Genomic DNA, 24,398 nt, shown 5'->3' with positions numbered 1-24,398 from the left:
TGGCTGGTGGTGAAACATCAGCCACATTAAACCGGAGATCATATTCACATGACTAATCCGCAATCATCCGCCTGGTCACCGCTGCGTAACCGTGTTTTCTTTGTGTTATGGGTGGCGACATTATTTTCTAACATCGGTACATGGATGAATGATGTCGGTGCAGGATGGCTGATGACAAATCTGAGCCCTGATCCTGTCATGATCGCGACTATTCAGGCGATGACTACATTACCGGTCTTTTTATTAGCCTTACCGGCCGGGGCTGTTGCTGATATTTTTGATAAGCGCAAGCTGCTTATTATTGTCAATATCACGATGCTTTTTGCCGCTGCATTACTGGCTGTTCTGGTTTATTCCGGTGCGGTCAGTATCGGCTGGCTGCTGTTTATTACTTTTATTCTCGGCGCCGGAGCTGCTTTTTCTGGTCCGGCCTGGCAGGCTATTGTCCCGGGTATTGTCGCGCCTCATGAATTAAAAGCGGGGATCGCATTAAACAGTATGGGGATTAATATCAGCCGTGCCATCGGCCCGGCACTTGCCGGTGTGCTGATCTCACAGGTGGGGCTTTATCTTCCGTTTGTTCTTAACGCGTTCAGCTTTATTGCGATTATTGCGGCGGTGTGGTGGTGGAAAGGGGAGAAGCACAAAGAAAATACCTTACCGGCAGAATCTGTGGTTGCTGCGATGATTTCCGGGCTGCGCTATGTCCGTTACAGTCCGGCATTAATTAAAACCATTATCAGAGCCGCTGCTTTCTTTATATTTGCCAGTGCTTACTGGGCGATGCTGCCGCTGGTTGCCAGAGTATCACTTGAGGGTGATGCAACGTTATACGGGATCTTAACCACCAGTATCGGTATCGGAGCGGTCATCGGAGCATTCAGTCTGTCCGCGTTACGCGCACGGTTCAGCACCGGAATGTTAGTGACATCCGGGACTGCCGGTACTGTGATTGTGCTGGTGATATTTGCCGTGACCACCTCGGAATATCTGGCGGTTGCAGGCAGTATTATTGCCGGATTCAGCTGGCTGATCACACTTTCCACCCTGATGGTATCAGCGCAGACAGCGTTGCCGGACTGGGTCAGGGCAAGAGGGCTGGCGCTTTATCTGACGGTATTTTCCGGCTCAATGGCATCCGGTTCATTAATCTGGGGGCAGATTGCGTCGCACACATCAGTTACGACAGCGCTGCTTGCGGCGGCTGCCGGTACGGTAGTTGTCTGGCTGTGTGTGCTGAAAGTAAAAATTGATCACGACAATATTAATTTGTCGCCTTCTGAGCATCTTATCCTGCCGGAGGAATTTCAGTATTATCCGGAGAATAATAAAAGTCCGGTAATGGTGTGTATTCAGTACAAAGTGAATACAGAGCATCAGGCACAATTTTTTGACCTGATGGAGCAATTAAAACGGGTCCGGCTCCGTGACGGAGGATATTCAAGAGGATTATTTTCAGTACCGGGTACACACGATGAATTTATGGAGACATTTATGGTGTCATCGCCTGCGGAGCATCACCGTCAGCATAAACGGGCAACAGTGGATGACCGTCAGATTGACAGTCAGTTAAGTGCCATTATTCAAAGCAAAACTGTTGTGCATTATCTTTCATATACCCGGGAAACGAACAAACAGAAATAAAACAGGAAATAAAAAAATCCGGCAATAAATAAGTATTGCCGGATAATATCAGCTAATTAAAAAACGATTACGATATCAGCAGAATTGGAAATAACACCCTCACAGAGATCGGGCTGTTCAGCCTGCGCCAATGGCAGTTTACAGCCCGTCATCCATAAAAAAACGAATATTTTTATTCGTTCTTTCCAGATAATAAGGTTGTGTTGATTTATTGCGTTGACAGCAATAAATCCGGCGTTAATTAAATAATGTTGCCAATAAAATTAGCGATATAAATAATCTGCGTCCATCATAAAAATCCGGCCGTATTGCGGAAGTGCCGGTCGAAATAGAGTCTGCAAAATCATTGTCAGTATGAGTATGACATCAAAATCATCCGGGATGCTGATGCAAGCCGCGGGTGTCAGGAGCTCCTGTATCTGTGTGTATGGCTGCTATGTAATTTTGGGTTAAACCAATTTGGTGCGTAATTTATTGGGTTTCTGATCTTAAGGCAAATAAAAATTGCGCCTGAACACGTTTTTTTAGTAAAAAAAACAGATAAACGCCTTTTCAGGTTTTCGGGATGGGTTTTCAATCATAAAATCTGATAATTTTAATTAATTCGATATTATTAGTGTATATAATTGTGTTTGTGTCAGATGGCGGATGTGACAAATATGCGATTTACAAGATAAAAATTCATTAATAACATAATGATATAAATTTTATTGCGTTGCATCATGCTTTGGGTGATAAAGAATTATCAACTAATTGATAGCATGGAACGGATTATTTCAGGTCCCGGCCGTACGGCATGCAGATCTTTCCGGGAAGGTGTAAAGCGGACAGAAAACGCACCAAAACAAAATGAGTTTCATTATCAGGTTTGCAGGGGGAGAAGCCATTACTCATCAAAAAAAGATTTCAAAAACAGTATATTTATTGACTAAATGGATAAGTAATATCATTATACCGTGATGGGTTTCACATAACTAAAATAAAATGAGTAGCGCTATGGATTCTGAAAGAGATGGGTAACAAACACGGATTAGTATTTCTTGAGCAAACATTGAAGGGTATATTCAGAACATTACTCGCATTGATTGTAATTGTATTTTTATCCTCGGTTGTTTTATTTTCTGTACTCTGAGAAATCAGCGTTAGTCGCCTGTTCTGAACTTAAGATGAGTGCTAAATTCTGATTTTTCCGGCATATTATTGGTATTTTTGTTTTTATATTTTGCTGAGCTGCCGCTATCCGGAACCAATTGCCGGATAATGGTTAACGACACGGAAAATAAACATTATTAATGTAATGGCTGCCGGCGCAGAATAGCAAAATGGTATCCGGCCGGCAGCCTGTGTTACTTTTAGCTGTTTATTACCATTCCAGATTCATACCGGCACCGTACATAACATCTCCGCCGTTTGACGCAGAAGTCGCGAGACTGGCTTTAACCGCGACATTTTCATTGAAACGGTAGCCGCTGCCGACAGCAACGGCATTTTCAGAGTTATATCCGCCGACAGCCGCGCTGAGGTTAAATTTACCGACGCTATACGGCTGGAACAGGTTTGATGTGGCGGCGGACATTGCAAAACCGCGCTGCATTTTGTCATTCAGCTCATCATAGCGCAGCTCCAGTTTATCAATACGGGCTGAGTTGTGTGTTGCCAGGTTATACGCATTATTCGCGGTATTATTGGCTTTCTGCGCTGTGGTATTGGCGGTATAAGCCGTATTACGGGCATCAATCGCATTGGTATTTGCCGTTACCGCCGTTTTTTGTGCTTCAGTGGCTTTACCGTCTGCGGCATCAGCTGCTTTTTTGGCATCCGTTGCTTTCGTATCAGCTGCTTTGGCCGTGTTTTCTGCCGCAGTGGCGGTATTATTGACCACGTTCAGTTGGGCAATATTCGCAGCATCGGTATCTTCTGAGCCACCGGCGACATTGGTGATCCGGCGGTAAGTATCTTTTTCACCCCATTCCGGTGCTTCTGCTTTTTTACCGATGGATAATTCACCGGTGTACTGAGCTGCCGCATCGGTTTTGTCCAGGAAGCGGGCATCACCGCTGGTTTTGCCGGCAACAGAGCCGGAACCCAGGGCGATGGAGTCAATGGCGCCGCCGGTGACTTTTGCATCACGGCCGATAGCAACGCTGTTGTTGATTTCAACTGTACCACCGAACGGGTTATCAATAGTACCACCCGCACCGGCGCTGGCATTGCCGCCGATACTGATCCCGCCGTTTTTCTGTTTCGCGGCATCACCGATGGCCACACCGCCCATTCCGTCAGAAACAGCTTTGCTGCCGAGGGCAACAGAGCCTTCACCTTTGGCAACGGCGCCATTACCGACAGCCATTGACGGAGCTCCGGCCTGGCCGTCAGCGGAACCGTCAGCATAGGCACTGTTACCGATAGCAATATCAGAATCAGACTTTGCCACCGGCGGCTTTGGCTGATTGTCCGGTATTTTGCTGTTCGGGTTTTCCGGCGGGATTTCATTTTTATCGGCAGTGTTACCGATGATAATCGTGTTATTTGCATCGTCACTGATAAACCCTGAACCTAATTTAACACCGGCAGATTGTTCTATTTTACCGGTAGCAAAATCAGGCATTGAGGTTGTGACATCATCACTTTCATCAATACCCGGTGCGGCAACAGAGATAAAAGGAATCAATGCTAAAAAAAGATAAGATTTATTAAACATAATTACACCTCGTGGTTGTTATTGGCATTAATATAGTCAAATTGGCGTAATTATCCGGCTGAACTTTGGTCATTTAATGTTCACGGTAAGCAGAGTTGCGGGGAAAAAAGAATGGCGGGACGAGAAAATAAAACAGTACGGCGAACCGTACTGTTTTGGTGAATAAATAAGAGGTGTTTTGTTATTTTTTACTGCGTTCGTTGTTATCTTTTTCGACGTCAGCTTTCCAGTCGGAGGTAATTGGTTTTGATTGCTGTTTGACTTCAACAGCTTTATTCACCGCTTCATACGCTTTGCCATAACCGGCTTTATCCTGCACATAACCGGTGGCGTTGTCGCTTTTAATTCCGATATTTCCGGCTTCTGCGATCGCATCAATATTGGCACCGAGGAAAATAAAGTCCCACTTATCTTCTTTTTCAGCAGAATTAATCATTGCTTTGATCTTATCGCGACTGTATTTACTGCTGCTGTTCTCTTCACCGTCGGTAATAATGACAAATAGTACATTATTGTTTTTGGTGATTTTTCGGTTTTCGCGGATTTTTTCAATTGTTACGCCGACCGCATCGAGTAATGCAGTATTACCACCGACGGTGTAATCATCCGGGGTCAGGTTTTTGACTTTACTGATAGGTTCGCGGTTGTGCAGTGTGCTGTTTTCCTGGTTGAATAAAACCGTTGTGACGTAAATATTTCCTTCTTTTTTACGGTTTTCCGCAAGAACGGAGTTATAACCGCCGATGGTGTCCTGCTCAAAACCGGACATTGAACCGCTTTTATCCAGAACAAAGACCAGATCCAGATCAGATGCGGCGGTTTTTTCCGGTGCTGCCGGTTTGGTATCTGTTGCGGCAAACAGCGAGGCTGAAAACAGCAGCAGAAGAGGGGTAATAAAGGTACGGGTGAATCCGGACATAGGTATTCCTTATATGGCTCCGGGGGCGGAGAGTAATCTGACGGGTAAAGCTTGTATTCTGCGTTGAACAAAAAATATTCACAGCAGATTTATCCGATTAGCGGGTCACTCCGTTTCTTCTGTCCGCCGTAAAATGGCAGTGAGATGCCCGGTATCCTGATACCGGTGCAGATAGCGGGAAACATCCTCTTCCCATGTACTGCCGTCACCCAGTATTGCCCGGCTGCGGGTGGCGTGGCGTCCGTAGCGGGTCTGATACAGACTGATTAAAGTCTGGTTTATTCCGCGGATATCCGGGCGCGGATTTTTATGCATCTGATGTTCTAATGCCCGCTGTACTTTTTCAATCTCAGCCGGATCGGGTTCGTAACGGCATTCATGGTACTGACTGAGTACAATAAAGGAGGGGGGGATATTTTCATCATACGCTGCCTGTAACCGCAAATGGCCGTCCAGGATGAGGTAGGATGCCAGGCCGCTGATATACCAGATCAGTACCGGGGGCAGTTTTCCTTCACGGGCAACTTTGCGCCAGTATTTCAGGCGGCTGCTTTGCGGTTCAACCGCGTAACGCGGCAGCAGTTGATAACCGCCGAACCACCAGTCCGCAAATATCACTCTTTCGGGGGATTGCAGATCCGGCAGGTCTTCACTGTATAACCGCCAGTCCGCATTGCTGATATCTTTGGTTACGGGTGATCGGAAGCACCATTTTTCACGCGGTTGCGGGGCATTGACACTATACGGCGCAGAGGGCGGGGTGATATTTAACGGACGCAGCAGCCACTCTCCGGCGGCGAGCAACGGTGAAGAGTGTTCCTGTAAATCACGGGCAAAGTACCGGCACCACTGCGGGGTTTGTTCTTCCGCCGGCAGGGCGCTGATTTTTTGAGTCTGCTGTGCACGGATCGGGGATAACAGATTACGCTGATCAGGATGATCCTGATTATAAACCAGCCAGACACCGCAATGGTCGCGCAGAACGGTTGCCCAGAACAGCGGAGTGCCGCGCAGCTGTAATTGCATCCGGCTGTTATGACCGCTGAGCAGAGCCGGTGCATCCTTATTTGCCGTTTCCGGATTAACCCTGATGAGCAGGCTGTGCCATTGCTGATAATCATCAATTTTATCCTGCCACCAGTAGGTTTTCATGGTATGGTTTCGCCTCAGATTTTCCGTCACCGGCACAGGCCGTTGCCGGTTGCACCCTTACATTATTTCACAGTGAATGATTATGTCTTACCAATGTCCGCTTTGCCAGCACCCGCTGACACGCCGTTCCGGCAGTTACAGTTGCGAAAATCACCATCAGTTCGATCTTGCGAAAGAGGGATATATCAACCTTCTGCCGGTTCAGTTCAAGCGCTCAAAAGAACCGGGTGACAGTAAAGAGATGATGCAGGCACGCCGGGCATTTCTGGATAATCATCATTACCGTCCGCTGCGGGATCAGGTGATCGCTGCATTTGAGCAATATTTACCGGTACAGGCAGAACAGGTACTGGATATCGGTTGTGGTGAGGGCTATTACACCAGTGCGCTGGCGGAAAGCCTTGCAGCACGGCAGATTACGGTTTACGGGCTGGATGTGGCGAAGGTCGCAGTCCGGTACGGGGCAAAACGTTATCCGCAGGTCAGCTTCTGTGTGGCATCCAGTCAGCGCTTACCCTTTGAGGATAACAGTCTGGAGGGCGTGCTGCGGATCTACGCGCCGTGTAATCCTGACGAGTTAACCAGGGTAGTGAAACCGGGCGGTATTGTGATTACGGTAACACCGGGACCGCGTCATCTGTATCAGCTGAAATCGCGTATTTATGATGAGGTACATCTGCATCCGCTGAAAGAAGAACATTTTCCGGGATTTGGCCCGGCGGAGGAACAGCAGGTGGCTTATCCGATGGTACTGAACGGTGCGGATGCACTCGCGCTGCTCTCCATGACGCCGTTTGCCTGGAAAGCGACGGATGCGGTCAGAAATCAGCTGGCAGCCGAAACCGCATTTTCCTGTGAAACCGATTTTCTGATCCGCGTATACCGCCGGGAAGAATAAGTCAGATTCAAAAACAACAAGACCCGCCGGAGCGGGTCATGAAAACGTATCACCACTGCGGATTAACCGATGTGTTCATACAGAATGGTGAATCCGATAATAATCAGTATAATCCCGCCGATAATTTCAGCCCGTTTGCCCAGCAGCGGGCCGATATAACGCCCGAGTATCATCCCTGTGGTGGCCATAATCATGGTCATCAGCCCGATAGTCATCGCGGTATGGACAATATTAACTTCCAGGAATGCAAGACCGACGCCAATTGCCATGGCATCCAGGCTGGTGGCAACGGCGGTGGTTGCCAGATGTAATGCGCTGTGACGTTGTGGTTTTTCATGACGGGCACAGCAGTCATCACCGGCGGTGACACTGTTGTAAATCATGCGGGCACCGAGGATAAACAGCAGTGAGAAGGCAATCCAGTGATCCCATTCCATCACATACTGACTGGCATAAATACCAATTGCCCAGCCGATAAGCGGGGTGACAGCTTCAATTATGCCAAAGATAAAACCGGTGCGCAGTGCTTCACGTAAAGGTGGTTTGTTCAGGGTAGCGCCTTTGCAGACAGCAACGGCGAAGGCATCCATAGACAGGGCCAGGGCAAGGACGAGGGTGGCGTAAAAACTCATAAACTCAGTCTCGGTCGGGTAGCTTATCCATATACACACAATCCAACCCCGACCTCCGGTGAACTGCGTGTCTATGGTCTTGCCAACCGAAACGGCATCCGCACCATGCTGATATAATATCACGCAAGTATGTTGACACGGATTTTCTGTTATTTCTCTGTGAGGTTAATAACAGAACAGGCTACTCCCCAATGACGTGACCGGAAAGATATCACAGAAAATAAAAAAGGCAAGAATATATATTTTAATTTAGAAAGATGCTAATGAGAATGATTTTCATTACTGGGTTATTTAATAAGAAAATAAAGACTAATATTATCATTAGTCTTTATTTCTGTAGGGGGATAAAAATCAGGGGTTATTATTTATGATTAATCATAAAATTATAAATCTTTTGTAAATCATCAAGATGGGTAACTTTTATGTAAATTTTCCGATTTTCCAAACCCACAAGAAGAATGCCGTCTTCTGATAAATTCATTGTTTTTATTCTGTCATATTTAATATATGCATTGGCGTAAAAAAAGCCATCCTGCTTAAAATATAACTTTGGTGAACGAATAAAGGCCAGATAAATTGCAATGATAATACACCCGGAAAGTAAATAGGTTGTTAACGGGCTGCCGTGTCCGGTTATATTATTATAAATAACAATACCGATAAGCAGGATAAAGATCACGGCATCAGCGCGATGGTTACGGCGCAGTTTTATCCGCAGCTGTGTTTTGCCTTTCAGTGTGTTAACAATAAATTCGTCATAAACGGCAAACAGCAGCATCAGCACAATCACGGCCAGCAGAACAATATCATTTACAGTCATTGTGGTTCTTTCCCCTGAAGTGAAACAAAAAACGGGAGGCGAGCCTCCCGTTTAAACTAACATATTCATTCTGAAAATACGCGTTTTGAAAATATACGTCCGTTAACGCGTGTGTTGCCGGTTACAGTCCCAGGAAACCAAAGACGTAACCCAGAATGCCCAGCACAAAGAAGCCGATAATAATCAGCAGGGCATTCACTTTGTGGCGCAGCAGCCACATACAACCGAATGTCAGCAGCAGCGGCATCAGGCCCGGCATCAGCTGGTTAAGGATGGTCTGGACAGTGGTGATTTCCATCTCGCCGGTGGTCGGGTTTTTAATTTCCGACACCACAAGCGGGATATTCACTTTTGTCCATTTATTCACCAGCGCGCCCATAACAAACAGACCGAGGATTGACGCCCCCTCTGTCAGTTTCTGCAGGAAGCCGCCGCCCATATCCTGAACAATATCCAGTCCTTTTTTATAGCCGTAAGCCACACCGTAATAACGGGTTGCCAGGCGAACCAGGTTAAACAGGAAGAAGAACAGTAACGGCCCGAGCAGGCTGCCGGTCATGGCAATCCCCGCACCTAGGGCAGCAAAGACCGGACGCACGGTACCCCAGAAGATCGGGTCACCGACACCGGCCAGCGGTCCCATCAGACCGACTTTGATGCCGTTGATGGCACCATCATCGATAGCCGCGCCATTCGCACGCTGCTCTTCCATCGCACAGGTCACACCGAGGATAGGGGCAGCCATATACGGATGTGTGTTAAAGAACTCCATATGGCGTTTGATAGCCTGTCTGCGTTCTTCATTATTTTCCGGATAAAGACGGCGGATCACCGGTACCATCGAGAATGCGTAGCCCATCGCCTGCATACGTTCAAAGTTCCATGAACCCTGAAACAGGTTTGAGCGGATGAAAACACCCCGGATATCGCTCTTTCTTAACTGTTTTCTGCCGGTTACGTTGCTTGTAGTATCAACCATGTTGCTCACCTTCTTAGTCTAACTCGTTATCCAGGTCGTTTTTGCTGCCGGCAGCGACAACGACTTCCGATTTGTTGTATTTCGGACTGAGCTGGATATACAGCACAGCCATAACCGCACCGATAACACCCAGCGCAACCAGGTTGAAATCAGTAAATGCCGCGGTAACGAAACCCAGATAGAAGAATGGCATCAGGTAGCCGGCACGCATCATGTTGATAACCATCGCGTAACCGACCACAACAATCATGCCGCCTGCGATATTCAGACCGTTGGTGACCCAGTCCGGAATCGAGTCAAGCATTTCACGGACAACATCAGTACCGACAGACACGGCCACAATGACAGCCGGGATAGCGATACGCATTGCCTGTAACAGCAGGGCACTGACGTGGATCATCCCCAGAGCGGTGAGATTCCCCTTATCCGCCGCACGGTCACCCATGTGCTGGAAGGCAACGGTGATGGTACGGACAATAATGGTCAGTACCTGACCGGCTGCTGCCAGCGGAATCGCCAGCGCGATACCGGCACCGATGTTCTGACCCCCGGCGATAACCAGGATAGTGGAAATGATGGACGCCAGCGCCGCATCCGGTGCCACTGCCGCACCGATGTTCATCCAGCCGAGCGCGATCATTTCCAGCGTACCGCCGATCATGATCCCGGTTTTCATATCACCCAGTACGATCCCCATCAGCGTACAGGCGACCAGAGGGCGGTGGAACTGGAATTCATCGAGGATTGACCCCATACCCGCGACACAGGCAACGATGAAGACCAGGACGATTTGTACAACGGAAAGTTCCATTGTGTTTCTCCTTTAACCAGTCATTTTGCAAACAACAAATTTTGTATTGAGTAATGGGTCAAATTAACTTTCAGCTTTGCTGATTAAATCCATCATTTTTATTTTTGAATCGGTGGAGACTTTGCGGACTTCCAGCTCGATGTTGCGGTCATTCAGTGCTTTAAATGCCTCAATATCTTTCTCATCGATGGAAACCGCATTGTTAACCTGTTTTTTACCTTCGTGGAAAGCCATCCCGCCGATATTAACCGATTTGATCTCCACGCCGTCTTCCACCAGGCGCAGAACATCGGCCGGGTTGGTAAACAGGAGCATACAGCGGTCATTGGCGTATTTCGGGTTATTCCAGACACGGACCATTTTGGCGACATCCACCACGTGCGCGGTAACACCCGGAGGCGCGACCTGCTTGAGCAGTGTTGAGCGGACCGTATCGTTGGCGACATCGTCACTGACAACAATAATACGTTTGACGTTGGTTTCTTTGGTCCAGCGGGTGGCGACCTGGCCGTGGATCAGACGGTCATCGATACGGGCGAGGGCGATGATCATGTGTCCGCCCGGGCCTGCCGGTGCCGCCGGCTGTGCGGCCGGTTTTGGTGCAGGTGCCGCTTTCGGTGCCGGTTCGTCCTGTGCTTTCAGGGCGCGGATACCTTCGCGGCCGGTTTCCAGTGCGACCGCAACCAGTTCCTGTAATGACGGATTGTCATCGCGGCACATAAAGGTTTCGACCAGCATCGGTACGTTGACGCCTGTGACTATCTCATAATTACTGTTGCCGCCTGCGGCCTGGTCCTGCTCGGTTACGATGCGGTTTGCTGCGTTGAACGGGCTGCCGCCCCAGGTATCAACGAGGAATAAAACCCCGTCAGCGGTTGATAAACCGGGCAGCTTTTCATTGTACTTCGCATATAGTGTGTCGGCATTTTCCCCCGGTACGAAATCGATGAAGGAGACGTTCTCCTGTTCACCGATCAGCATTTCAGTCGTGCGCAGTAACTGCTCAGCGGCTTTACCGTGGGTGCCAATCATAATGGCTATACTCACCTCTGTTCCCCCTTAACATCAGACAGGATGGTTCTTGTGTATTACACAGAATCTTTTATGGGTCAGGAAAAAAACCGTAAGACTCCGGTGTAAAGATAGTCTCAGGCCCGTGATACCGCTAATTATTTACGTTTAAGCAGCGGTAATTAATTTCGGGGCACTAATTAAATGACAGAGTAACATTCTATGGATGTAAAAAAACTTGCTTTCCGTCAGAAAACAACAAAACAGAAACATTAAACACTTAATTATAGTTAATTATTGTGTTGAAAGAGTTATTTCTCAGAGTGATGGGTTGCGAATGAGGTATTTATCAGAGTGTTATGTTGATGAGTTTCACATATTGTTAGCATTTCTGCCTGAAAACAGGATGGTTTGATTGAAAAACAACCGGTGCTGATGCGCTTCAGGTAAAAAATATCCCTGCAATGTTGCAGGGATATTAATGTTACCGAATTATGTTTTGAGACTTAATTCACAAAATCAGTCGCACTGAACCTTGATTGCAAGACCGCCGCGTGATGTTTCACGGTATTTGGCGTTCATGTCTTTCCCGGTTTCATACATAGTTTCGATGACTTTATCGAGAGAAACGCGCGGTGCGCTGGTACGGCGCATAGCCATACGGGCGGCGTTGATCGCTTTCACGGAGGCAATGGCGTTACGTTCGATACATGGCACCTGAACCTGACCGGCAACCGGGTCACAGGTTAAGCCCAGGTTGTGTTCCATGCCGATTTCGGCTGCGACACAAACCTGTTCCGCACTGCCGCCGAGGATTTCAGTCAGACCGGCCGCTGCCATGGAGCAGGCTACGCCGACTTCGCCCTGACAACCGACTTCCGCACCGGAGATAGATGCGTTCATCTTGTACAGAATACCGACCGCGCCGCAGGCGAGGAAGTACCGGAGGTAGGTTTCCGGCGTGACTTTCTCGATGCAGTGATCATAATATGCCAGTACGGCAGGCACTATCCCGCAGGCACCGTTTGTCGGTGCGGTGACCACACGGCCGCCCGCGGCGTTTTCTTCGTTGACGGCCAGTGCAAACATGTTAACCAGATCAACCACGTTCATCGGGTCTTTGGACAGATTACCGGCTGAGTTGATCAGGCGGTTCAGCGCAGCAGCACGGCGCGGTACACGCAGCGGCCCCGGCAGAATACCTTCGGTTTCCAGACCGTGGGCGATACAGTCAGTCATGGTTTTGTAGACATCGGCGAAATACGCGTCGATCTCTTCACGGCTGTGCATATCCAGCTCATTTTTCAGCATCAGAGAGGAGACAGAAAGCCCGGTCTGATGGCAGTGATTGAGCAGCTCTTCAGCTGAAGCATACGGGTAGGAGACCGGTGTTTCGTTGGCGTTATCCTGGCCGAAATGCTCTGCATCGACGATAAACCCGCCGCCGATGGAGTAATAGGTTTTGGTGTACAGTTCTTCATCACCGGCAAATGCAGTGATGCTCATACCGTTTTCGTGCAGCGGCAGGTTACCGGTGTGGAAATTCATGCCGCCTTCACGCGGGAAATCCACAGTCTGCTGACCATTGGCCAGTGACAGACGCTCAGTCTCTTCCACATTGCGGATAAAACCGGCAATACCATCGATATCCACGGTTGCCGGTAAGTTCCCGGCCAGACCCATAATGATGGCGATATCGGTGTGGTGACCTTTCCCGGTTAAGGAGAGTGATCCGTAGACATCAACAGAAACGCGGGTCACACGGGAAATCAGACCTTTTTCAACCAACTCATCAGCAAACTGCTTCCCGGCTTTCATCGGCCCTACGGTATGGGAGCTGGAAGGACCAATACCCACTTTAAACATGTCAAAAACGCTAATCACGTCAGACTCCTTAAAAAACAATGTAATAGTGATTTATCGTAAAGCGCGTTACTTTACTGTTATTTGCTCACACGGATAAAGTAGTTTATCGCATTTTTCACTGCGTAACAGCGCTTTCGGATAAAAATCGGGCATACCTGATGAAAAAAAACAGGGGGAAATAGGGCAGAAGTGTGAAATCGGTTACAAATCAATCATTTTTCACTTGCGTTGCGAGACGATATAAAATACCGGCTGTTAACCCCCAAATCATCCGTCCTTCATATAAGTAAAAGTAGAGGCGGCGCTCCACGGTATTACGGGTCATATCAATGTAGCGGTAACGGCTCAGGTCAAGGGCGGCATCAAGCGGCAGTTCAAAGATATCCGCCACTTCCTGCGGGTTACCCGACAGCGGCAGTGATGACGGAATAATTCCGACCACCGGTGTCACCCGGAAACCTGTCACACTGTCCACCGGCGCCATCTGTCCCAGCACCTGTACAGACTGCGGCGGAATACCGACTTCCTCGCGTGCCTCACGCAGTGCTGTGGCGATGGGGGAGATTTCACCGGGGTCCGCCGCGCCGCCCGGCAGGGCAATCTGGCCGGGATGGGAGCGCATCGACGCGGCCCGCTGAGTCAGCAGAATGCCGGGCCGCTCTTTATTGGTAATGGACAATAACACTGCCGCCCGGCGGTCACGTTCACCGGCAATTTCTGCTTCAGAGGGGCGGGTTAACTGAAACCGCGGAATAAAGCGTTCAAGCGGACTCATTTTTTCTCTCCGGCAGCACTGTCAGGATGCGGCCCAGTTTATCAAACGTTTCCTGGTATTCATCTGCGGCACGGCTGTCGGCGACGATCCCGCCACCAGCCCGGCAATAAAGATGGTTGTCTTCCGCAATCAGGGTTCTGATCGCGATATTGGTATCCATAGTGCCGCAGGCGCTGATATAACCGATAGCGCCGCAGTAGGCGTGGCGGCGGACAGGCTCGAGTTCTTCAATGATTTCCATCGCGCGGATTTTCGGCGCGCCGGTAATGGAACCGCCGGGAAAACAGGCCCGCAATAAATGTGCCGCCCGGCATGCCGCAGGTAATTGTGCGGTAATGGTACTGACCAGATGCCAGATCGCAGGGAACGGCTCAACAGCAAACAGCGACGGTACGCTGACCGAACCCGGAAGTGCCACCCGGCCGATATCATTACGCATCAGATCAACAATCATCAGGTTTTCCGAACGATCTTTTTCTGACGCGGCCAGTGCCTGTTTTTCTGCCTCGTCAGCCTGCGGATCAGCCAGATGACGGGGACGGGTACCTTTGATAGGACGGGTTTCGGCGGTGCCGTCTTTCAGCCACAGGAAGCGTTCCGGTGACACCGATAACACGGCGGCATCCGGCAGGCGGAGAAATGCGGAAAACGGCGCTTTGTTTTCGTCATTCAGCCGCAGAAAAGCCTGCCATTCATCCCCCTCATACGGGGCGGTAAATCCCTGTGATAAGTTGACCTGATAACAGTCACCGGCCTGTAAATAGTCATGAATACGGGCAATATTGGCGTGATATTCCGTTTCGGTCATATCGGACTGCCAGTCACCGGTCAGGGCGAAAGGCACGGTTTCCGGTGCGGTCTGGTTTTCCAGCCAGTGCAGACGTGCGGCGGGATCCGTATAAGTGATTAATGTGGCGCAGCGGCGCTGGTGGTCAACAATCACCGCCCAGTCGTAAATACCCGCGGCCATGTCCGGGACAGAGAGTTCATTGCGTGCCAGCGACGGCAGGGATTCAGTCCGCCGTCCGAGATCATATCCCCACAATCCCATAGCACCGCCCGCAAACGGATAATCATCGTGCGGCAGCGGATTCAGTCCGCACTGCGCCAGTGCAGTATCCAGTAACTGAAACGGGTCCTCATTTTGACGGACACACCGGCCCCGGCTATCTTCAGTTAAGGTTTCATCCCCCCGGGTGGTCAGGGTCATCAGGGGATCGGCGGTCAGAATATCAAAGCGGTTATGCTGATGTTGTGCACTACCGGAGTGCAGCAGCATGGCCCACGGCTGGTGTGACAGCGGGGCAAACAGGGTCAGGGCAAGACCGGGTTGGTATTCGAGCGGTGTCAGTACAGGTACGGAATGTGATGTCATCATTAAATTTGTCAGTAATCTGTGTCCGGAAACTGCCGGTTATTTTATCGGAAAACAGGCGGATGCGTACCGCCATCATTATGAGTATAATGTGTTTTTTACTGAAATGTTATAGAAGGTGATTATGTTTACCGGAATGCCCGCGTTAAGTCATGAAGAACAGCAGGCCGCTGTTGAGCGTATCCATACCCTGATGCAGGAAGGAATGAGCAGTGGTGAGGCCATCGCACAGGTTGCGGCAGAGTTACGCGAACGGCATCACGGCGGTGAGCAGATCCGCGCGATGTTTGATGAGGAAGATGACGATAGCGAATAACAGAAACAAATATTTAACAAGTGTCACAATTTCCTGATAATAAATATGTTAGTTTGAATCAATAAGCATTAAGTAAAATTTGATTAAGCGCTATTGTATAAAAATGACATTTAGTCTCTTTCGGGATTAAAACAGGAGGTTTTATGAAAGCAATGAATCTGTTCACCCGTACCGGATTGGCAGGTGCAGGTATTCTGCTGGCATTCACCGTCAGCGCACAGGCGCCGGCGACAGCAGAAGTCAAAAATGAGCGTATGGTGACGTTCCCGTCGTGCGAATCGCTGAACAAAGATCAGATAGCGGCACAGGTGAAATATGATTTTGTGCAGAGCCGTTACCCGCGCTGGCAGGATGATAAAGCGCTGCTGGGCAGCAAGCCGGTTGCCTGGGTTAATGTGGCGGAAGTGACTGAGAAAGACGGTAATTACAGTGTGCCGCTGGTAGTGCGCGGCTCGAAAAAGCAGGTCAGCTATACTGTTGATATCAATTGCGCGGCGAAAACCATGACTTACAGTCTGCCGCAGTAATGACACTGACGGTTAAACCGTAAAAAGGCGTGTAACTGCACGCCTTTGTTATATTCAGCGTTTGGCGTTCGGCTCATACGGCAGGCGGGATAATCCGGCACTGCGCTGACGGTAAAACACCAGACGTTCAGCAAAATAGGCACGCAGGGATTCCGGCAGTGTCTGCTGCACCTGCTCGGCAATCACCGGCATATTATAGCGCTCTTTAAAGGCGACACCGGATGCGGCTAAGTCCGCATTAATTTTATCCATCTCTTCCTGACTGAGTTCGGCAAGATTATAACTCACAATATGCTCCTGTAACGGCTGACGGCCTTAACTTAACTGAGCTTCCGCCGGACTGCAAGCCCGGATTGGGGCGTGTTCATTTCAATCATAAAGAGAATGCGATTAATTCTGATTATCTTTACAAAATCATTTTGTTTTCAATATGTTGTGAAATTATTAAATAGCACTTTTCTTCCCGGCAGGAGTGTGCATAATGACCGCAGATGATGAAATAAACTATTACTCAGGAGCCTGTATATGTTAAAGACGGATATGGTCAAACAACTGAATGCCCAGCTGAATCTTGAATTCTATTCCTCAAATTTATATCTGCAGATGAGCGCATGGTGTGCGGATAAAGGTTACGAGGGTGCTGCCGCATTTTTAAAAGCGCATGCCGCGGAAGAAATGGAACATATGCAGCGCCTGTTTAATTATCTCAGCGATACCGGCGCGATGCCGCTGCTGGGAGCCATCGATGCACCACCGACTGAATTCGGTTCAGTGAGTGAAGTTTTCACTCTGACGCTGGAGCATGAAAAATTAATTACTGATGAAATTAATAAACTGGTACATGCTGCGCTGACCTCACAGGATTACTCCACCTTTAACTTCCTGCAATGGTATGTGGCTGAACAACACGAAGAAGAAAAACTGTTCAAATCTGTACTGGATAAATTTGCGATGGTGGGTGACAGCGGTAAATCGATGTTCCTGCTGGATAAAGATCTGGGTCGTATGGCGAGCGAGCCTTCAGCAAGCTGATTATTGCTAACAGCATTATTATTTATAATATAACCACACAATTATCATAATGTACTGATATTTGTGTGGTTTTTATTTGTGTTACCGATCACAAAAAACACTCTTCGGCCTGTGAAGGTTTCCGCAATACCCCCGGTTGCGCTAGTATGTCCCGCATAATTACATCACCTGCAAAAATGAGGCATACCATTATGTTAACTAACCTGACGGCGCACTGGCGCAAATTATCTGCTGTTGTTGTTTTATTCGTTGGTTTATCCGGCCAGCAGGCTTTCGCGCATGCGCATGTCAAAACGCTGGTTCCGGCGGCTGATACCGCAGTGACCGGATCGCCTGAACATATCTCTCTGGACTTCTCCGAAGGTATTGAACTTAAATTCAGTAAAATCAGTGTGAAAGATGCACAAAATAAGAGTGTGGCAGCCGGAAAACCGGAACTGGCGGAAGGGAATGATACCCGTCTGATCCTCCCGCTGACGGAAACGCTGCCTGCCGGTGTCTATCATGTCGAATGGAAAGTGGTTTCTGTTGACGGACATAAAACCAACGGTGACTATCAGTTTACGGTGAAATAAGCCGGTTATGGAACTGACACCGGAAGCGCTGCTGATTATCTGCCGCTTCATTCATTTTACGGCCGTAATGCTCCTTGCGGGCTGCGGCCTGTTCTCTGTTCTGCTCTCCGGTGATCGGGTGGCGCTGCTGCTGCGGGTCAGGCTTCGTTACACGGCGCGCTGTGCAGCGGTGCTCACGGCTCTGACAACCTTTCTCTGGCTGCTGTTACAGGCAGCACTGATGGGGGACGGCTGGGCAGATATGCAGGACCCGGATATTATATTCACCGTACTGTCGACATCTTTCGGGGAGATCTGGCGCTGGCAACTGGTGCTTGCGGTGGTTCTCTGCGGCGGACTGCTTCTGCCGGCCGGCAGAGCACAAAGTTCGCTGTTTCTGGTGTGTGCGGCAGTAATGCTGGCGCTGCATGCGTTTACCGGCCACGGTATGCTGTACAGCGGCTGGACAGGGCGGTTATATCAGCTTAATCAGGTTGTTCATCTGCTCAGTGCTGCTTACTGGTTCGGCGGATTATGGCCGTTCCTGGTTTGTCTGCTGATCCTGCTCCGGCGGGACACGCTTGCAGAGGGACTGCCAAAGGACGTTACCGCGACACTGATCCGTTTTTCGAACCTGGGTCACCTTGCTGTCTTCCTGGTACTGGCAACCGGCCTTATCAGTACTCTGATGCTGCTGCCGGACTGGCCGCAGTGGAGCGGCAGTGATTATCAGGCACTGTTGTGGCTGAAAACCGGGCTGGTACTGACGATGGTCCTGCTGGCGGTAATCAACCGTTATGCGGTAGTACCGAAAATCGCACAATCAGGCCGCTTCCGCCTGTTGATGATTAACAGCTGGATTGAGATAATTCTCGGCACACTGGCCATTTTAATGGTGGCGATTTTTGCAACTTATCAGCCTGCGTAACTCTCAGGCAGGCTGACAACCGGGACACACGATGATGAAAGCTCTGGCATTAATTCCTCTTTTACTGGCGGGAGCGGCACAGGCTGCGCCGCTGAAAACCATCAGCAAATTCCAGTTTGGTGAGAAATGGCCGTTTACCCGTGAGGAAGTGATGATCAACTGCCGGGACGGAAATGCACTGTGGGTGATTAATCCGTCCACACTGATGTCATACCCGCTGAATGATGTGGCGGCACAACAGGCGAAAGAGCAGAAAATAAAAGTGACTGACCTCTCAGTTATTACATTAAAACAACCCGGAAACCCGGAAAAAGAGATGGATCTGACCCCGGTGAAAGAGGCTGCCGGTGCGCTGTGTGGTGATAAATAACACATATTAATTATGAAATTTAACGATTAATATTCGGTTATTAATTAACTAACTGAAATATAAGCCATTTAAATCAGATATATGTTAACGATTTGATAAATAAATATTTTGCATATGTAACCAAACCGACTAATCTTAATCATGTAGGTTGTACGATATTTTCAATGGCAATTTTAGCGCACGGCTCGCTACGAGCCTTTTTCCCTGGACCGGATAGAGGACTTTATCCGGTCTTTTTTTTATTCCCGCCGTTTTTTCTCTCCTTATTCCCGGAAAATGTGAAAGGATTTGTAATTATTCCTATAGGGCTGCCCTGTTATTTGATATAAATTAAACATTACTTTAACCGGATATTTAACCCGTAACTGTAGTGTGACACATGAACAAACTCGCGTTTTATCAGGATTTAACCCGCCGTTTAACATCGCTCATCAGTGATGAGAAAGATGTCATCGCAACACTGTCCAATGTCAGTGCTGTCCTGTTTGATGAACTGGAACAGATAAACTGGGCCGGATTCTATCTTCTCCAGGGTGATACCCTTGTGCTGGGACCGTTTCAGGGCAAAGTCGCCTGTGTCCGTATTCCTGCGGGACGGGGTGTCTGCGGAACGGCGGTTGCGCAGGGACGGGTCATCCGTGTGGATGATGTGCATGATTTCGCCGGACATATTGCCTGTGATTCGGCCAGTAACTCAGAAATCGTGTTGCCGCTTATCGTAAATGGTCAGATTATCGGCGTGCTGGATATCGACAGCCCGATTTTTAATCGTTTTGATAATAATGATGAAATTGGTCTCAAAGCCTTGAATGACGCGCTCTGCGCACATATTGCAACGTGCTTTATGCCGAAATATCGTGAAATGATCGCAAGTTAGGCCTCCGGGAGCATAGCATTTGTCTGCAACACTATTATAATGACGCCTGTTCATGCCTGCTGGTTGGCAAAGCACCGTTGTAATCAGGAAAATTCATGGAAAATCAACCCAAGTTGAATAGCAGTAAAGAAATTATTTCATTTTTGGCTCAGCGCTTCCCGCAATGTTTTGTGGCAGAAGGCGAAGCCCGTCCGCTGAAAATCGGCATCTTCCGCGATATCGTCAGTCGTATCACTGAAGAAGATGGTATCAGTAAAACACAGTTACGTACCGCACTGCGGATGTATACCTCAAGCTGGCGCTACCTGTACGGCGTTAAAGAAGGGGCTAAACGTGTTGATCTGGATGGTAACGATTGCGGCGATCTGGAAGCGGAACATGTTGAACATGCCCGTACCCAGTTAACGGAAGCTAAAGCCAGAGTCCAGGCACAGCGCGCGCAGAAACGTGAGCAGGAAGGCGGGAAAAAACCGCGTCAGGCAGATAAAGCTGCCGCTGACTCCCGCAGCAGCCGTACGGACAAGCCTAAAGCGCCGCGTACCGGCAAAGCTCAGTCGCCAAAATCCGCTGACGCACCACGTAAACCACGTGCACCCCGTCCCGAATCTCAGTCTGAACTGACACCAATTACTGATATTCAGGCACTGAAGGTTGGACAGCAACTGAAAGTGACAGTCGGTTCCGGCGTTATGGATGCGCAGGTTCTCGAGATCACCAAAGACGGTGTACGTGTTCAGCTGCCTTCAGGGTTGGCAATGATCGTGCGTGCGGAACACTTAAAATTCTGATACGGAGTCAACCGAGGCATGAACAAATTTTTACCCCTGGCGTTGCTCATCGGATTCAGTTTAACCGGCAATACGATGGCAAAAACCGGCACCACTGCGCTGCCGGATGTCAAAATCAGCCAGTTACCGGATACTCAGCAGGCACCGGAGCACTCCACGGTCAGTGAGCGTGTGACATCCCGGTTTCTGCACTCCCATTACCGCCAGTTTCAGCTGGACCCGGAATTTTCAGCGAAAATCCTGGAACGCTATCTGAATCTGCTGGATTACAGCCATAACGTCTTTTTAGCGTCTGATGTGGCGAAATTCAGCAAAAATAAAGCAGATGTCGGCAACTATCTCCGCAAAGGGGAGTTACAGCCGTTATATGATCTGTTTAATCTGTCACAGAAACGCCGTTTTGAGCGCTTTCAGTATGCGCTGAACCGCCTGAAACAGCCGATGAATTTTGACGGCGATGATGTCATTGATGTGGACCGCAGCAAAGCGCCGTGGCCGCAGACAGAAGCCGAGCTGGACAAACTGTGGGATGCCAAAGTCAAATATGACTGGCTGACCCTGAAACTGTCCGGCAAAGATGACAACGAAATCAAAGAAACTCTCACCAAGCGCTATACCTACGCCCTTAAGCGTCTGACTCAGACCAAAAGTGAGGATGTCTTCCAGCTGATCATGACCGCGTTTGCCCGCGAGATCGATCCGCACACCAGTTATCTCTCCCCGCGCAATACCGAGCAGTTTAACTCTGAAATGAGCCTGTCTCTGGAAGGCATCGGTGCCGTGCTGCGGATGGATGATGATTATACGGTGATTAATTCACTGGTCGCCGGTGGTCCTGCGCTGAAGAGCAAGGAACTGGCGGTCGGGGATAAAATTCTGGCTGTCGGCCAGACCGGAAAGCCGATGGTGGATGTGGTCGGCTGGCGCCTGGATGATGTGGTATCACAAATCAAAGGTGCCAAAGGCAGTAAAGTCCGACTGGAAGTGCTGGGTGATACCAAAGGTGCCAAACCGCGTATTGTAACCCTGACCCGTGAGCAGATCCGCCTGGAAGACAGAGCGGTGAAAATGACCATCAAACAGGTCGGCGACCAGAAAGTCGCGGTGCTCAATATTCCGGGCTTCTATGTGGGTCTGACCAATGACACCAAAACCCAGCTGCAGAAACTGGCGAAAGAGAAAGTGGATGCGGTGATTATCGACCTGCGCGGCAACGGCGGCGGTGCACTGACTGAAGCGGTGGATCTGTCCGGTCTGTTTATCACCAGTGGTCCGGTGGTACAGGTGCGGGATAATAACGGCCGTGTCCGTGAAGATGCTGACAGCGATGATGTCATTTACTACAAAGGTCCGCTGGTGGTGATGGTTGACCGCCTGAGTGCCTCCGCGTCTGAGATTTTCGCGGCAGCGATGCAGGATTACGGCCGTGCACTGATTGTCGGTGAGCCGACCTTCGGTAAAGGAACTGTGCAGCAGCACCGTCCGGTCAGCCGGATTTACGATCAGATGCTGCGCCCGGAATGGCCGGATTTAGGTTCTGTGCAATATACCATCCAGAAATTCTACCGTATCAACGGCGGCAGTACCCAGCGTAAAGGGGTGACCCCGGATATCATTATGCCGACCGGCTTTGATAACGACGATATCGGTGAAAGTTTTGAGGATAATGCACTGCCGTGGGACAGCATTGCCCCGGCGGAGTATTCACAGACTGATATTATCCGTAAAGCAGTACCTGAGCTGGCGCAGAAATATCAGGAACGTTCAAAAGCCGATCCGGAATTCGGATATATTTATGAGGATCTGACTCGGTTTAAGGCGAATAAGCCAACACAGTATATTATCTCTCTGAATTACGCGAAGCGTGATAAAGAAGATAAAGAACTGGAAGGGATCAGACTGAAACGGATTAATGAACGTTATGCCCGTGAAGGTAAGAAACCGCTGGCGAATCTGGAGGCACTGCCGAAAGATTACGAAGGACCGGATGCGTATCTTGATGAAACCGTTAAGATTGCCGCTGACCTGGCCAAAGTGCCGGATATCGCAAAAAGCGCACAATAAACCGTTAGTTGCGGAATAACATAAATAAAAAAATCGACAGCATTTGAGCTGTCGATTTTTTTTGTGCCGCCTGAATAACAGCGGCACCGGCAATTTGTCGCGTCTTAATTAAAAGAAGTGCGGTACAGAAATTGTCATAACTGCAGTGGTAATACGATCGAAAGTTGTTTTTGTGGATTTAATTAATTTAGCCATAACAATTCCTCCATTATTTCTGAAAATAATGTTCAATACTCAGGTGAACGTGTTTATCTGTTAATCTAAAATGGTACAGTCAATGTGCTGTATCGATGGGATGTACTTTACTCATTAGTGTGAGTTCAATCAAGTTTTCACTAAAAAGAAGTTGAGCATAATAAAATCAATTTTAACTCAAAAAACAGACAGTTTCGTAAAGAAAACAGTACACCTTATAACGGTACGCGAAAAACAAAGGAACTCTGATGATATATCGTACACAAATCAGCACAGTATTGGGTGATATGTCGGCAGCAGCAACGGAGCAGGGTATCTGTTTTCTGGAATTTACTGAGGATAACCGTCGTGAAGATACCTTGCAGCTGGTTTCGGCCCGGCTGAAAATGGCGGTGGCAGACGGAAGTCATCCTTATCTGGCACTGCTGGATACACAATTGCAGGACTATTTTGCCGGTAAACTGACGGAATTTACGGTTCCGCTGGTGCTGCCGGGAACGCCTTTTCAGCAAAAAGTCTGGGATGCTTTACTGTCCGTGCCGTTTGGCTGTACGGTTACTTACAGTATGCTGGCTGAGTCGTTATCCTGCCCGCGTGCTGTCCGGGCTGTCGGACGGGCAAATGGCATGAATCCGGTTTCGGTACTGGTGCCGTGTCACCGCGTTACCGGCAAAAATGGTGAGCTGACCGGCTATGCCGGAGGAACTGAACGCAAAGCCTGGTTACTGACTCATGAAAAACAGATTAAAGGAGCCGCAATATGATTTTCTGCAAACGGGTTTATGATGAGGTCGCGGAAAGTGATGGTTACCGTGTGCTGGTTGACCGGCTGTGGCCGCGCGGCATTAAAAAAACCGATCTGAATTATGATGAATGGAATAAGGATGTTGCGCCGGATACCGATTTACGCAAGTGGTTCCACGCTAACAGCGATCAGTTTGCTGAGTTTGAACAGCGTTACCGCGAAGAACTGGACAGCAGACCGCAGGGATGGCAACCGCTGCTGGACAGAGCCGCGCAGGGTAATCTGACACTGCTGTTTGCGGCAAAAGATAAAGAGCACAATCAGGCGAAAGTGCTGAAAGCGTATCTGGAAGAAAAAAATAAGAAGTGAGGTCTGTAAGTCCGGAGTTTACGCCTGCCGGTAACGGGCAAAACGAAAAG

25 protein-coding genes and 1 riboswitch are annotated in these 24,398 nt (G+C 49.0%); of the genes, 13 read left to right on the top strand and 12 right to left on the bottom strand.

Features of this window, described 5'->3' with window-relative positions; translation table 11 throughout:
- The first annotated feature begins 48 nt into the window (after window positions 1–48).
- Entirely contained in the window at window positions 49–1,644 is a 1,596-nt protein-coding gene (locus R5268_RS05580) for an MFS transporter (RefSeq protein ID WP_317418918.1), read from the top strand.
- A 1,363-nt stretch (window positions 1,645–3,007) separates the two neighbouring features.
- Here R5268_RS05580 and R5268_RS05575 read toward each other — a convergent pair.
- The 3 genes from R5268_RS05575 to R5268_RS05565 all read right to left on the bottom strand — a co-directional run bounded on the left by R5268_RS05575 (window position 3,008) and on the right by R5268_RS05565 (window position 6,416).
- Entirely contained in the window at window positions 3,008–4,345 is a 1,338-nt protein-coding gene (locus R5268_RS05575; RefSeq protein WP_317418917.1) for a YadA-like family protein, read from the bottom strand.
- A 181-nt stretch (window positions 4,346–4,526) separates the two neighbouring features.
- Window positions 4,527–5,264 (bottom strand): VWA domain-containing protein, encoded by a 738-nt coding sequence (locus R5268_RS05570; RefSeq protein WP_317418916.1) that lies wholly within the window; start codon window positions 5,262–5,264, stop codon window positions 4,527–4,529.
- A 105-nt stretch (window positions 5,265–5,369) separates the two neighbouring features.
- Window positions 5,370–6,416, bottom strand: a complete 1,047-nt coding sequence (locus tag R5268_RS05565) for a hypothetical protein (protein ID WP_317418915.1) — start codon at window positions 6,414–6,416, stop codon at window positions 5,370–5,372.
- Window positions 6,417–6,498: 82 nt separating this feature from the next.
- On the opposite strand from R5268_RS05565, the gene rlmA reads away from it, so the two are divergent.
- Complete coding sequence (gene rlmA / locus R5268_RS05560) at window positions 6,499–7,314, top strand: 23S rRNA (guanine(745)-N(1))-methyltransferase (RefSeq protein ID WP_317418914.1); 816 nt, start codon at window positions 6,499–6,501, stop codon at window positions 7,312–7,314.
- Between the two features lie 62 nt (window positions 7,315–7,376).
- Here rlmA and mntP read toward each other — a convergent pair whose 3' ends face one another.
- The 8 genes from mntP to pabB form a co-directional block, all read right to left on the bottom strand.
- The gene (mntP, locus tag R5268_RS05555; RefSeq protein WP_317418913.1) at window positions 7,377–7,946 is read right to left on the bottom strand and encodes a manganese efflux pump MntP; all 570 of its coding nucleotides are present in this window, start codon (window positions 7,944–7,946) and stop codon (window positions 7,377–7,379) included.
- A 45-nt stretch (window positions 7,947–7,991) separates the two neighbouring features.
- Window positions 7,992–8,150, bottom strand: a riboswitch (yybP-ykoY riboswitch).
- Window positions 8,151–8,307: 157 nt separating this feature from the next.
- Complete coding sequence (locus tag R5268_RS05550; protein ID WP_046892284.1) at window positions 8,308–8,766, bottom strand: DUF986 family protein; 459 nt, start codon at window positions 8,764–8,766, stop codon at window positions 8,308–8,310.
- A gap of 121 nt (window positions 8,767–8,887) precedes the next feature.
- The gene (locus tag R5268_RS05545; protein WP_004237386.1) at window positions 8,888–9,745 is read right to left on the bottom strand and encodes a PTS mannose transporter subunit IID; all 858 of its coding nucleotides are present in this window, start codon (window positions 9,743–9,745) and stop codon (window positions 8,888–8,890) included.
- 13 nt (window positions 9,746–9,758) lie between these two features.
- Window positions 9,759–10,556 (bottom strand): PTS mannose/fructose/sorbose transporter subunit IIC, encoded by a 798-nt coding sequence (locus tag R5268_RS05540; RefSeq protein WP_046892283.1) that lies wholly within the window; start codon window positions 10,554–10,556, stop codon window positions 9,759–9,761.
- Between the two features lie 63 nt (window positions 10,557–10,619).
- Window positions 10,620–11,603 carry a PTS mannose transporter subunit IIAB gene (gene manX / locus R5268_RS05535; protein ID WP_317418912.1) on the bottom strand — a complete coding sequence of 328 codons (984 nt, stop codon included), beginning with the start codon at window positions 11,601–11,603 and terminating at the stop codon, window positions 10,620–10,622.
- Between the two features lie 483 nt (window positions 11,604–12,086).
- Complete coding sequence (locus R5268_RS05530) at window positions 12,087–13,451, bottom strand: L-serine ammonia-lyase (protein WP_107679806.1); 1,365 nt, start codon at window positions 13,449–13,451, stop codon at window positions 12,087–12,089.
- 190 nt (window positions 13,452–13,641) lie between these two features.
- Window positions 13,642–14,208: a CoA pyrophosphatase gene (locus R5268_RS05525; RefSeq protein ID WP_317418911.1), complete on the bottom strand. Its 567-nt coding sequence runs from the start codon at window positions 14,206–14,208 to the stop codon at window positions 13,642–13,644.
- A complete protein-coding gene (gene pabB / locus R5268_RS05520; protein WP_317418939.1) occupies window positions 14,195–15,583 on the bottom strand; it encodes an aminodeoxychorismate synthase component 1 in 1,389 nt (462 codons plus the stop codon). The genes R5268_RS05525 and pabB overlap by 14 nt, the downstream gene beginning before the upstream one ends.
- 124 nt (window positions 15,584–15,707) lie before the next feature.
- Between pabB and R5268_RS05515 the strand changes: the two genes are divergently transcribed.
- Together R5268_RS05515 and yebF are read left to right on the top strand one after the other, a co-directional pair.
- On the top strand, window positions 15,708–15,899 hold the full coding sequence (locus tag R5268_RS05515) for a YoaH family protein (protein ID WP_046892279.1): 192 nt from the start codon (window positions 15,708–15,710) through the stop codon (window positions 15,897–15,899).
- Window positions 15,900–16,042: 143 nt separating this feature from the next.
- The gene (gene yebF / locus R5268_RS05510; RefSeq protein WP_046892278.1) at window positions 16,043–16,426 is read left to right on the top strand and encodes a protein YebF; all 384 of its coding nucleotides are present in this window, start codon (window positions 16,043–16,045) and stop codon (window positions 16,424–16,426) included.
- Between the two features lie 54 nt (window positions 16,427–16,480).
- On the opposite strand, the gene R5268_RS05505 is transcribed toward yebF, so the two are convergent.
- Window positions 16,481–16,714, bottom strand: coding sequence for a DNA polymerase III subunit theta (locus tag R5268_RS05505; protein ID WP_004239531.1), 234 nt, complete (start codon window positions 16,712–16,714; stop codon window positions 16,481–16,483).
- A 237-nt stretch (window positions 16,715–16,951) separates the two neighbouring features.
- Here R5268_RS05505 and ftnA point away from each other — a divergent pair, with 237 nt between their 5' ends.
- The 9 genes from ftnA (at window position 16,952) to R5268_RS05460 (ending at window position 24,348) form a co-directional block, all read left to right on the top strand.
- The gene (ftnA, locus tag R5268_RS05500; RefSeq protein WP_107679807.1) at window positions 16,952–17,458 is read left to right on the top strand and encodes a non-heme ferritin; all 507 of its coding nucleotides are present in this window, start codon (window positions 16,952–16,954) and stop codon (window positions 17,456–17,458) included.
- A gap of 191 nt (window positions 17,459–17,649) precedes the next feature.
- Window positions 17,650–18,033 (top strand): copper homeostasis periplasmic binding protein CopC, encoded by a 384-nt coding sequence (copC, locus tag R5268_RS05495; protein WP_046892276.1) that lies wholly within the window; start codon window positions 17,650–17,652, stop codon window positions 18,031–18,033.
- Window positions 18,034–18,040: 7 nt separating this feature from the next.
- Window positions 18,041–18,940, top strand: coding sequence for a copper homeostasis membrane protein CopD (gene copD / locus R5268_RS05490; RefSeq protein WP_317418910.1), 900 nt, complete (start codon window positions 18,041–18,043; stop codon window positions 18,938–18,940).
- A gap of 34 nt (window positions 18,941–18,974) precedes the next feature.
- On the top strand, window positions 18,975–19,310 hold the full coding sequence (locus tag R5268_RS05485; protein WP_171819800.1) for a YebY family protein: 336 nt from the start codon (window positions 18,975–18,977) through the stop codon (window positions 19,308–19,310).
- 379 nt (window positions 19,311–19,689) lie between these two features.
- Window positions 19,690–20,187 carry a GAF domain-containing protein gene (locus R5268_RS05480; RefSeq protein ID WP_317418909.1) on the top strand — a complete coding sequence of 166 codons (498 nt, stop codon included), beginning with the start codon at window positions 19,690–19,692 and terminating at the stop codon, window positions 20,185–20,187.
- A gap of 95 nt (window positions 20,188–20,282) precedes the next feature.
- Window positions 20,283–20,975, top strand: coding sequence for an RNA chaperone ProQ (proQ, locus tag R5268_RS05475; protein WP_052927446.1), 693 nt, complete (start codon window positions 20,283–20,285; stop codon window positions 20,973–20,975).
- Between the two features lie 18 nt (window positions 20,976–20,993).
- The gene (gene prc / locus R5268_RS05470) at window positions 20,994–23,039 is read left to right on the top strand and encodes a carboxy terminal-processing peptidase (protein WP_107679811.1); all 2,046 of its coding nucleotides are present in this window, start codon (window positions 20,994–20,996) and stop codon (window positions 23,037–23,039) included.
- Window positions 23,040–23,482: 443 nt separating this feature from the next.
- Window positions 23,483–23,998 carry a methylated-DNA--[protein]-cysteine S-methyltransferase gene (locus R5268_RS05465; RefSeq protein WP_317418908.1) on the top strand — a complete coding sequence of 172 codons (516 nt, stop codon included), beginning with the start codon at window positions 23,483–23,485 and terminating at the stop codon, window positions 23,996–23,998.
- Window positions 23,995–24,348, top strand: a complete 354-nt coding sequence (locus tag R5268_RS05460) for a DUF488 domain-containing protein (protein ID WP_317418907.1) — start codon at window positions 23,995–23,997, stop codon at window positions 24,346–24,348. Before R5268_RS05465 ends, R5268_RS05460 begins: the two co-directional genes overlap by 4 nt.
- Window positions 24,349–24,398: the final 50 nt, after the last annotated feature.

Source organism: Morganella sp. BCCO 40_0007 (assembly GCF_032989665.1).
Taxonomy (GTDB): domain Bacteria; phylum Pseudomonadota; class Gammaproteobacteria; order Enterobacterales; family Enterobacteriaceae; genus Morganella; species Morganella sibonii.
This window is presented reverse-complemented; position numbering and strand designations above follow the sequence as displayed.

What these genes read in the sequence shown, in the direction of transcription:
- R5268_RS05565 (WP_317418915.1), bottom strand. Translation starts at nt 6,416, where the DNA reads ATGAAAACCTACTGGTGGCAGGATAAAATTGATGATTATCAGCAATGG.
- mntP (WP_317418913.1), bottom strand. Translation starts at nt 7,946, where the DNA reads ATGAGTTTTTACGCCACCCTCGTCCTTGCCCTGGCCCTGTCTATGGAT.
- R5268_RS05460 (WP_317418907.1), top strand. Translation starts at nt 23,995, where the DNA reads ATGATTTTCTGCAAACGGGTTTATGATGAGGTCGCGGAAAGTGATGGT.
- R5268_RS05480 (WP_317418909.1), top strand. Translation starts at nt 19,690, where the DNA reads ATGAACAAACTCGCGTTTTATCAGGATTTAACCCGCCGTTTAACATCG.
- yebF (WP_046892278.1), top strand. Translation starts at nt 16,043, where the DNA reads ATGAAAGCAATGAATCTGTTCACCCGTACCGGATTGGCAGGTGCAGGT.
- proQ (WP_052927446.1), top strand. Translation starts at nt 20,283, where the DNA reads ATGGAAAATCAACCCAAGTTGAATAGCAGTAAAGAAATTATTTCATTT.
- rlmA (WP_317418914.1), top strand. Translation starts at nt 6,499, where the DNA reads ATGTCTTACCAATGTCCGCTTTGCCAGCACCCGCTGACACGCCGTTCC.
- ftnA (WP_107679807.1), top strand. Translation starts at nt 16,952, where the DNA reads ATGTTAAAGACGGATATGGTCAAACAACTGAATGCCCAGCTGAATCTT.
- pabB (WP_317418939.1), bottom strand. Translation starts at nt 15,583, where the DNA reads ATGACATCACATTCCGTACCTGTACTGACACCGCTCGAATACCAACCC.
- R5268_RS05570 (WP_317418916.1), bottom strand. Translation starts at nt 5,264, where the DNA reads ATGTCCGGATTCACCCGTACCTTTATTACCCCTCTTCTGCTGCTGTTT.
- R5268_RS05485 (WP_171819800.1), top strand. Translation starts at nt 18,975, where the DNA reads ATGAAAGCTCTGGCATTAATTCCTCTTTTACTGGCGGGAGCGGCACAG.
- R5268_RS05540 (WP_046892283.1), bottom strand. Translation starts at nt 10,556, where the DNA reads ATGGAACTTTCCGTTGTACAAATCGTCCTGGTCTTCATCGTTGCCTGT.
- copD (WP_317418910.1), top strand. Translation starts at nt 18,041, where the DNA reads ATGGAACTGACACCGGAAGCGCTGCTGATTATCTGCCGCTTCATTCAT.
- R5268_RS05575 (WP_317418917.1), bottom strand. Translation starts at nt 4,345, where the DNA reads ATGTTTAATAAATCTTATCTTTTTTTAGCATTGATTCCTTTTATCTCT.
- R5268_RS05515 (WP_046892279.1), top strand. Translation starts at nt 15,708, where the DNA reads ATGTTTACCGGAATGCCCGCGTTAAGTCATGAAGAACAGCAGGCCGCT.
- R5268_RS05580 (WP_317418918.1), top strand. Translation starts at nt 49, where the DNA reads ATGACTAATCCGCAATCATCCGCCTGGTCACCGCTGCGTAACCGTGTT.
- R5268_RS05525 (WP_317418911.1), bottom strand. Translation starts at nt 14,208, where the DNA reads ATGAGTCCGCTTGAACGCTTTATTCCGCGGTTTCAGTTAACCCGCCCC.
- copC (WP_046892276.1), top strand. Translation starts at nt 17,650, where the DNA reads ATGTTAACTAACCTGACGGCGCACTGGCGCAAATTATCTGCTGTTGTT.
- R5268_RS05545 (WP_004237386.1), bottom strand. Translation starts at nt 9,745, where the DNA reads ATGGTTGATACTACAAGCAACGTAACCGGCAGAAAACAGTTAAGAAAG.
- R5268_RS05550 (WP_046892284.1), bottom strand. Translation starts at nt 8,766, where the DNA reads ATGACTGTAAATGATATTGTTCTGCTGGCCGTGATTGTGCTGATGCTG.
- R5268_RS05465 (WP_317418908.1), top strand. Translation starts at nt 23,483, where the DNA reads ATGATATATCGTACACAAATCAGCACAGTATTGGGTGATATGTCGGCA.
- prc (WP_107679811.1), top strand. Translation starts at nt 20,994, where the DNA reads ATGAACAAATTTTTACCCCTGGCGTTGCTCATCGGATTCAGTTTAACC.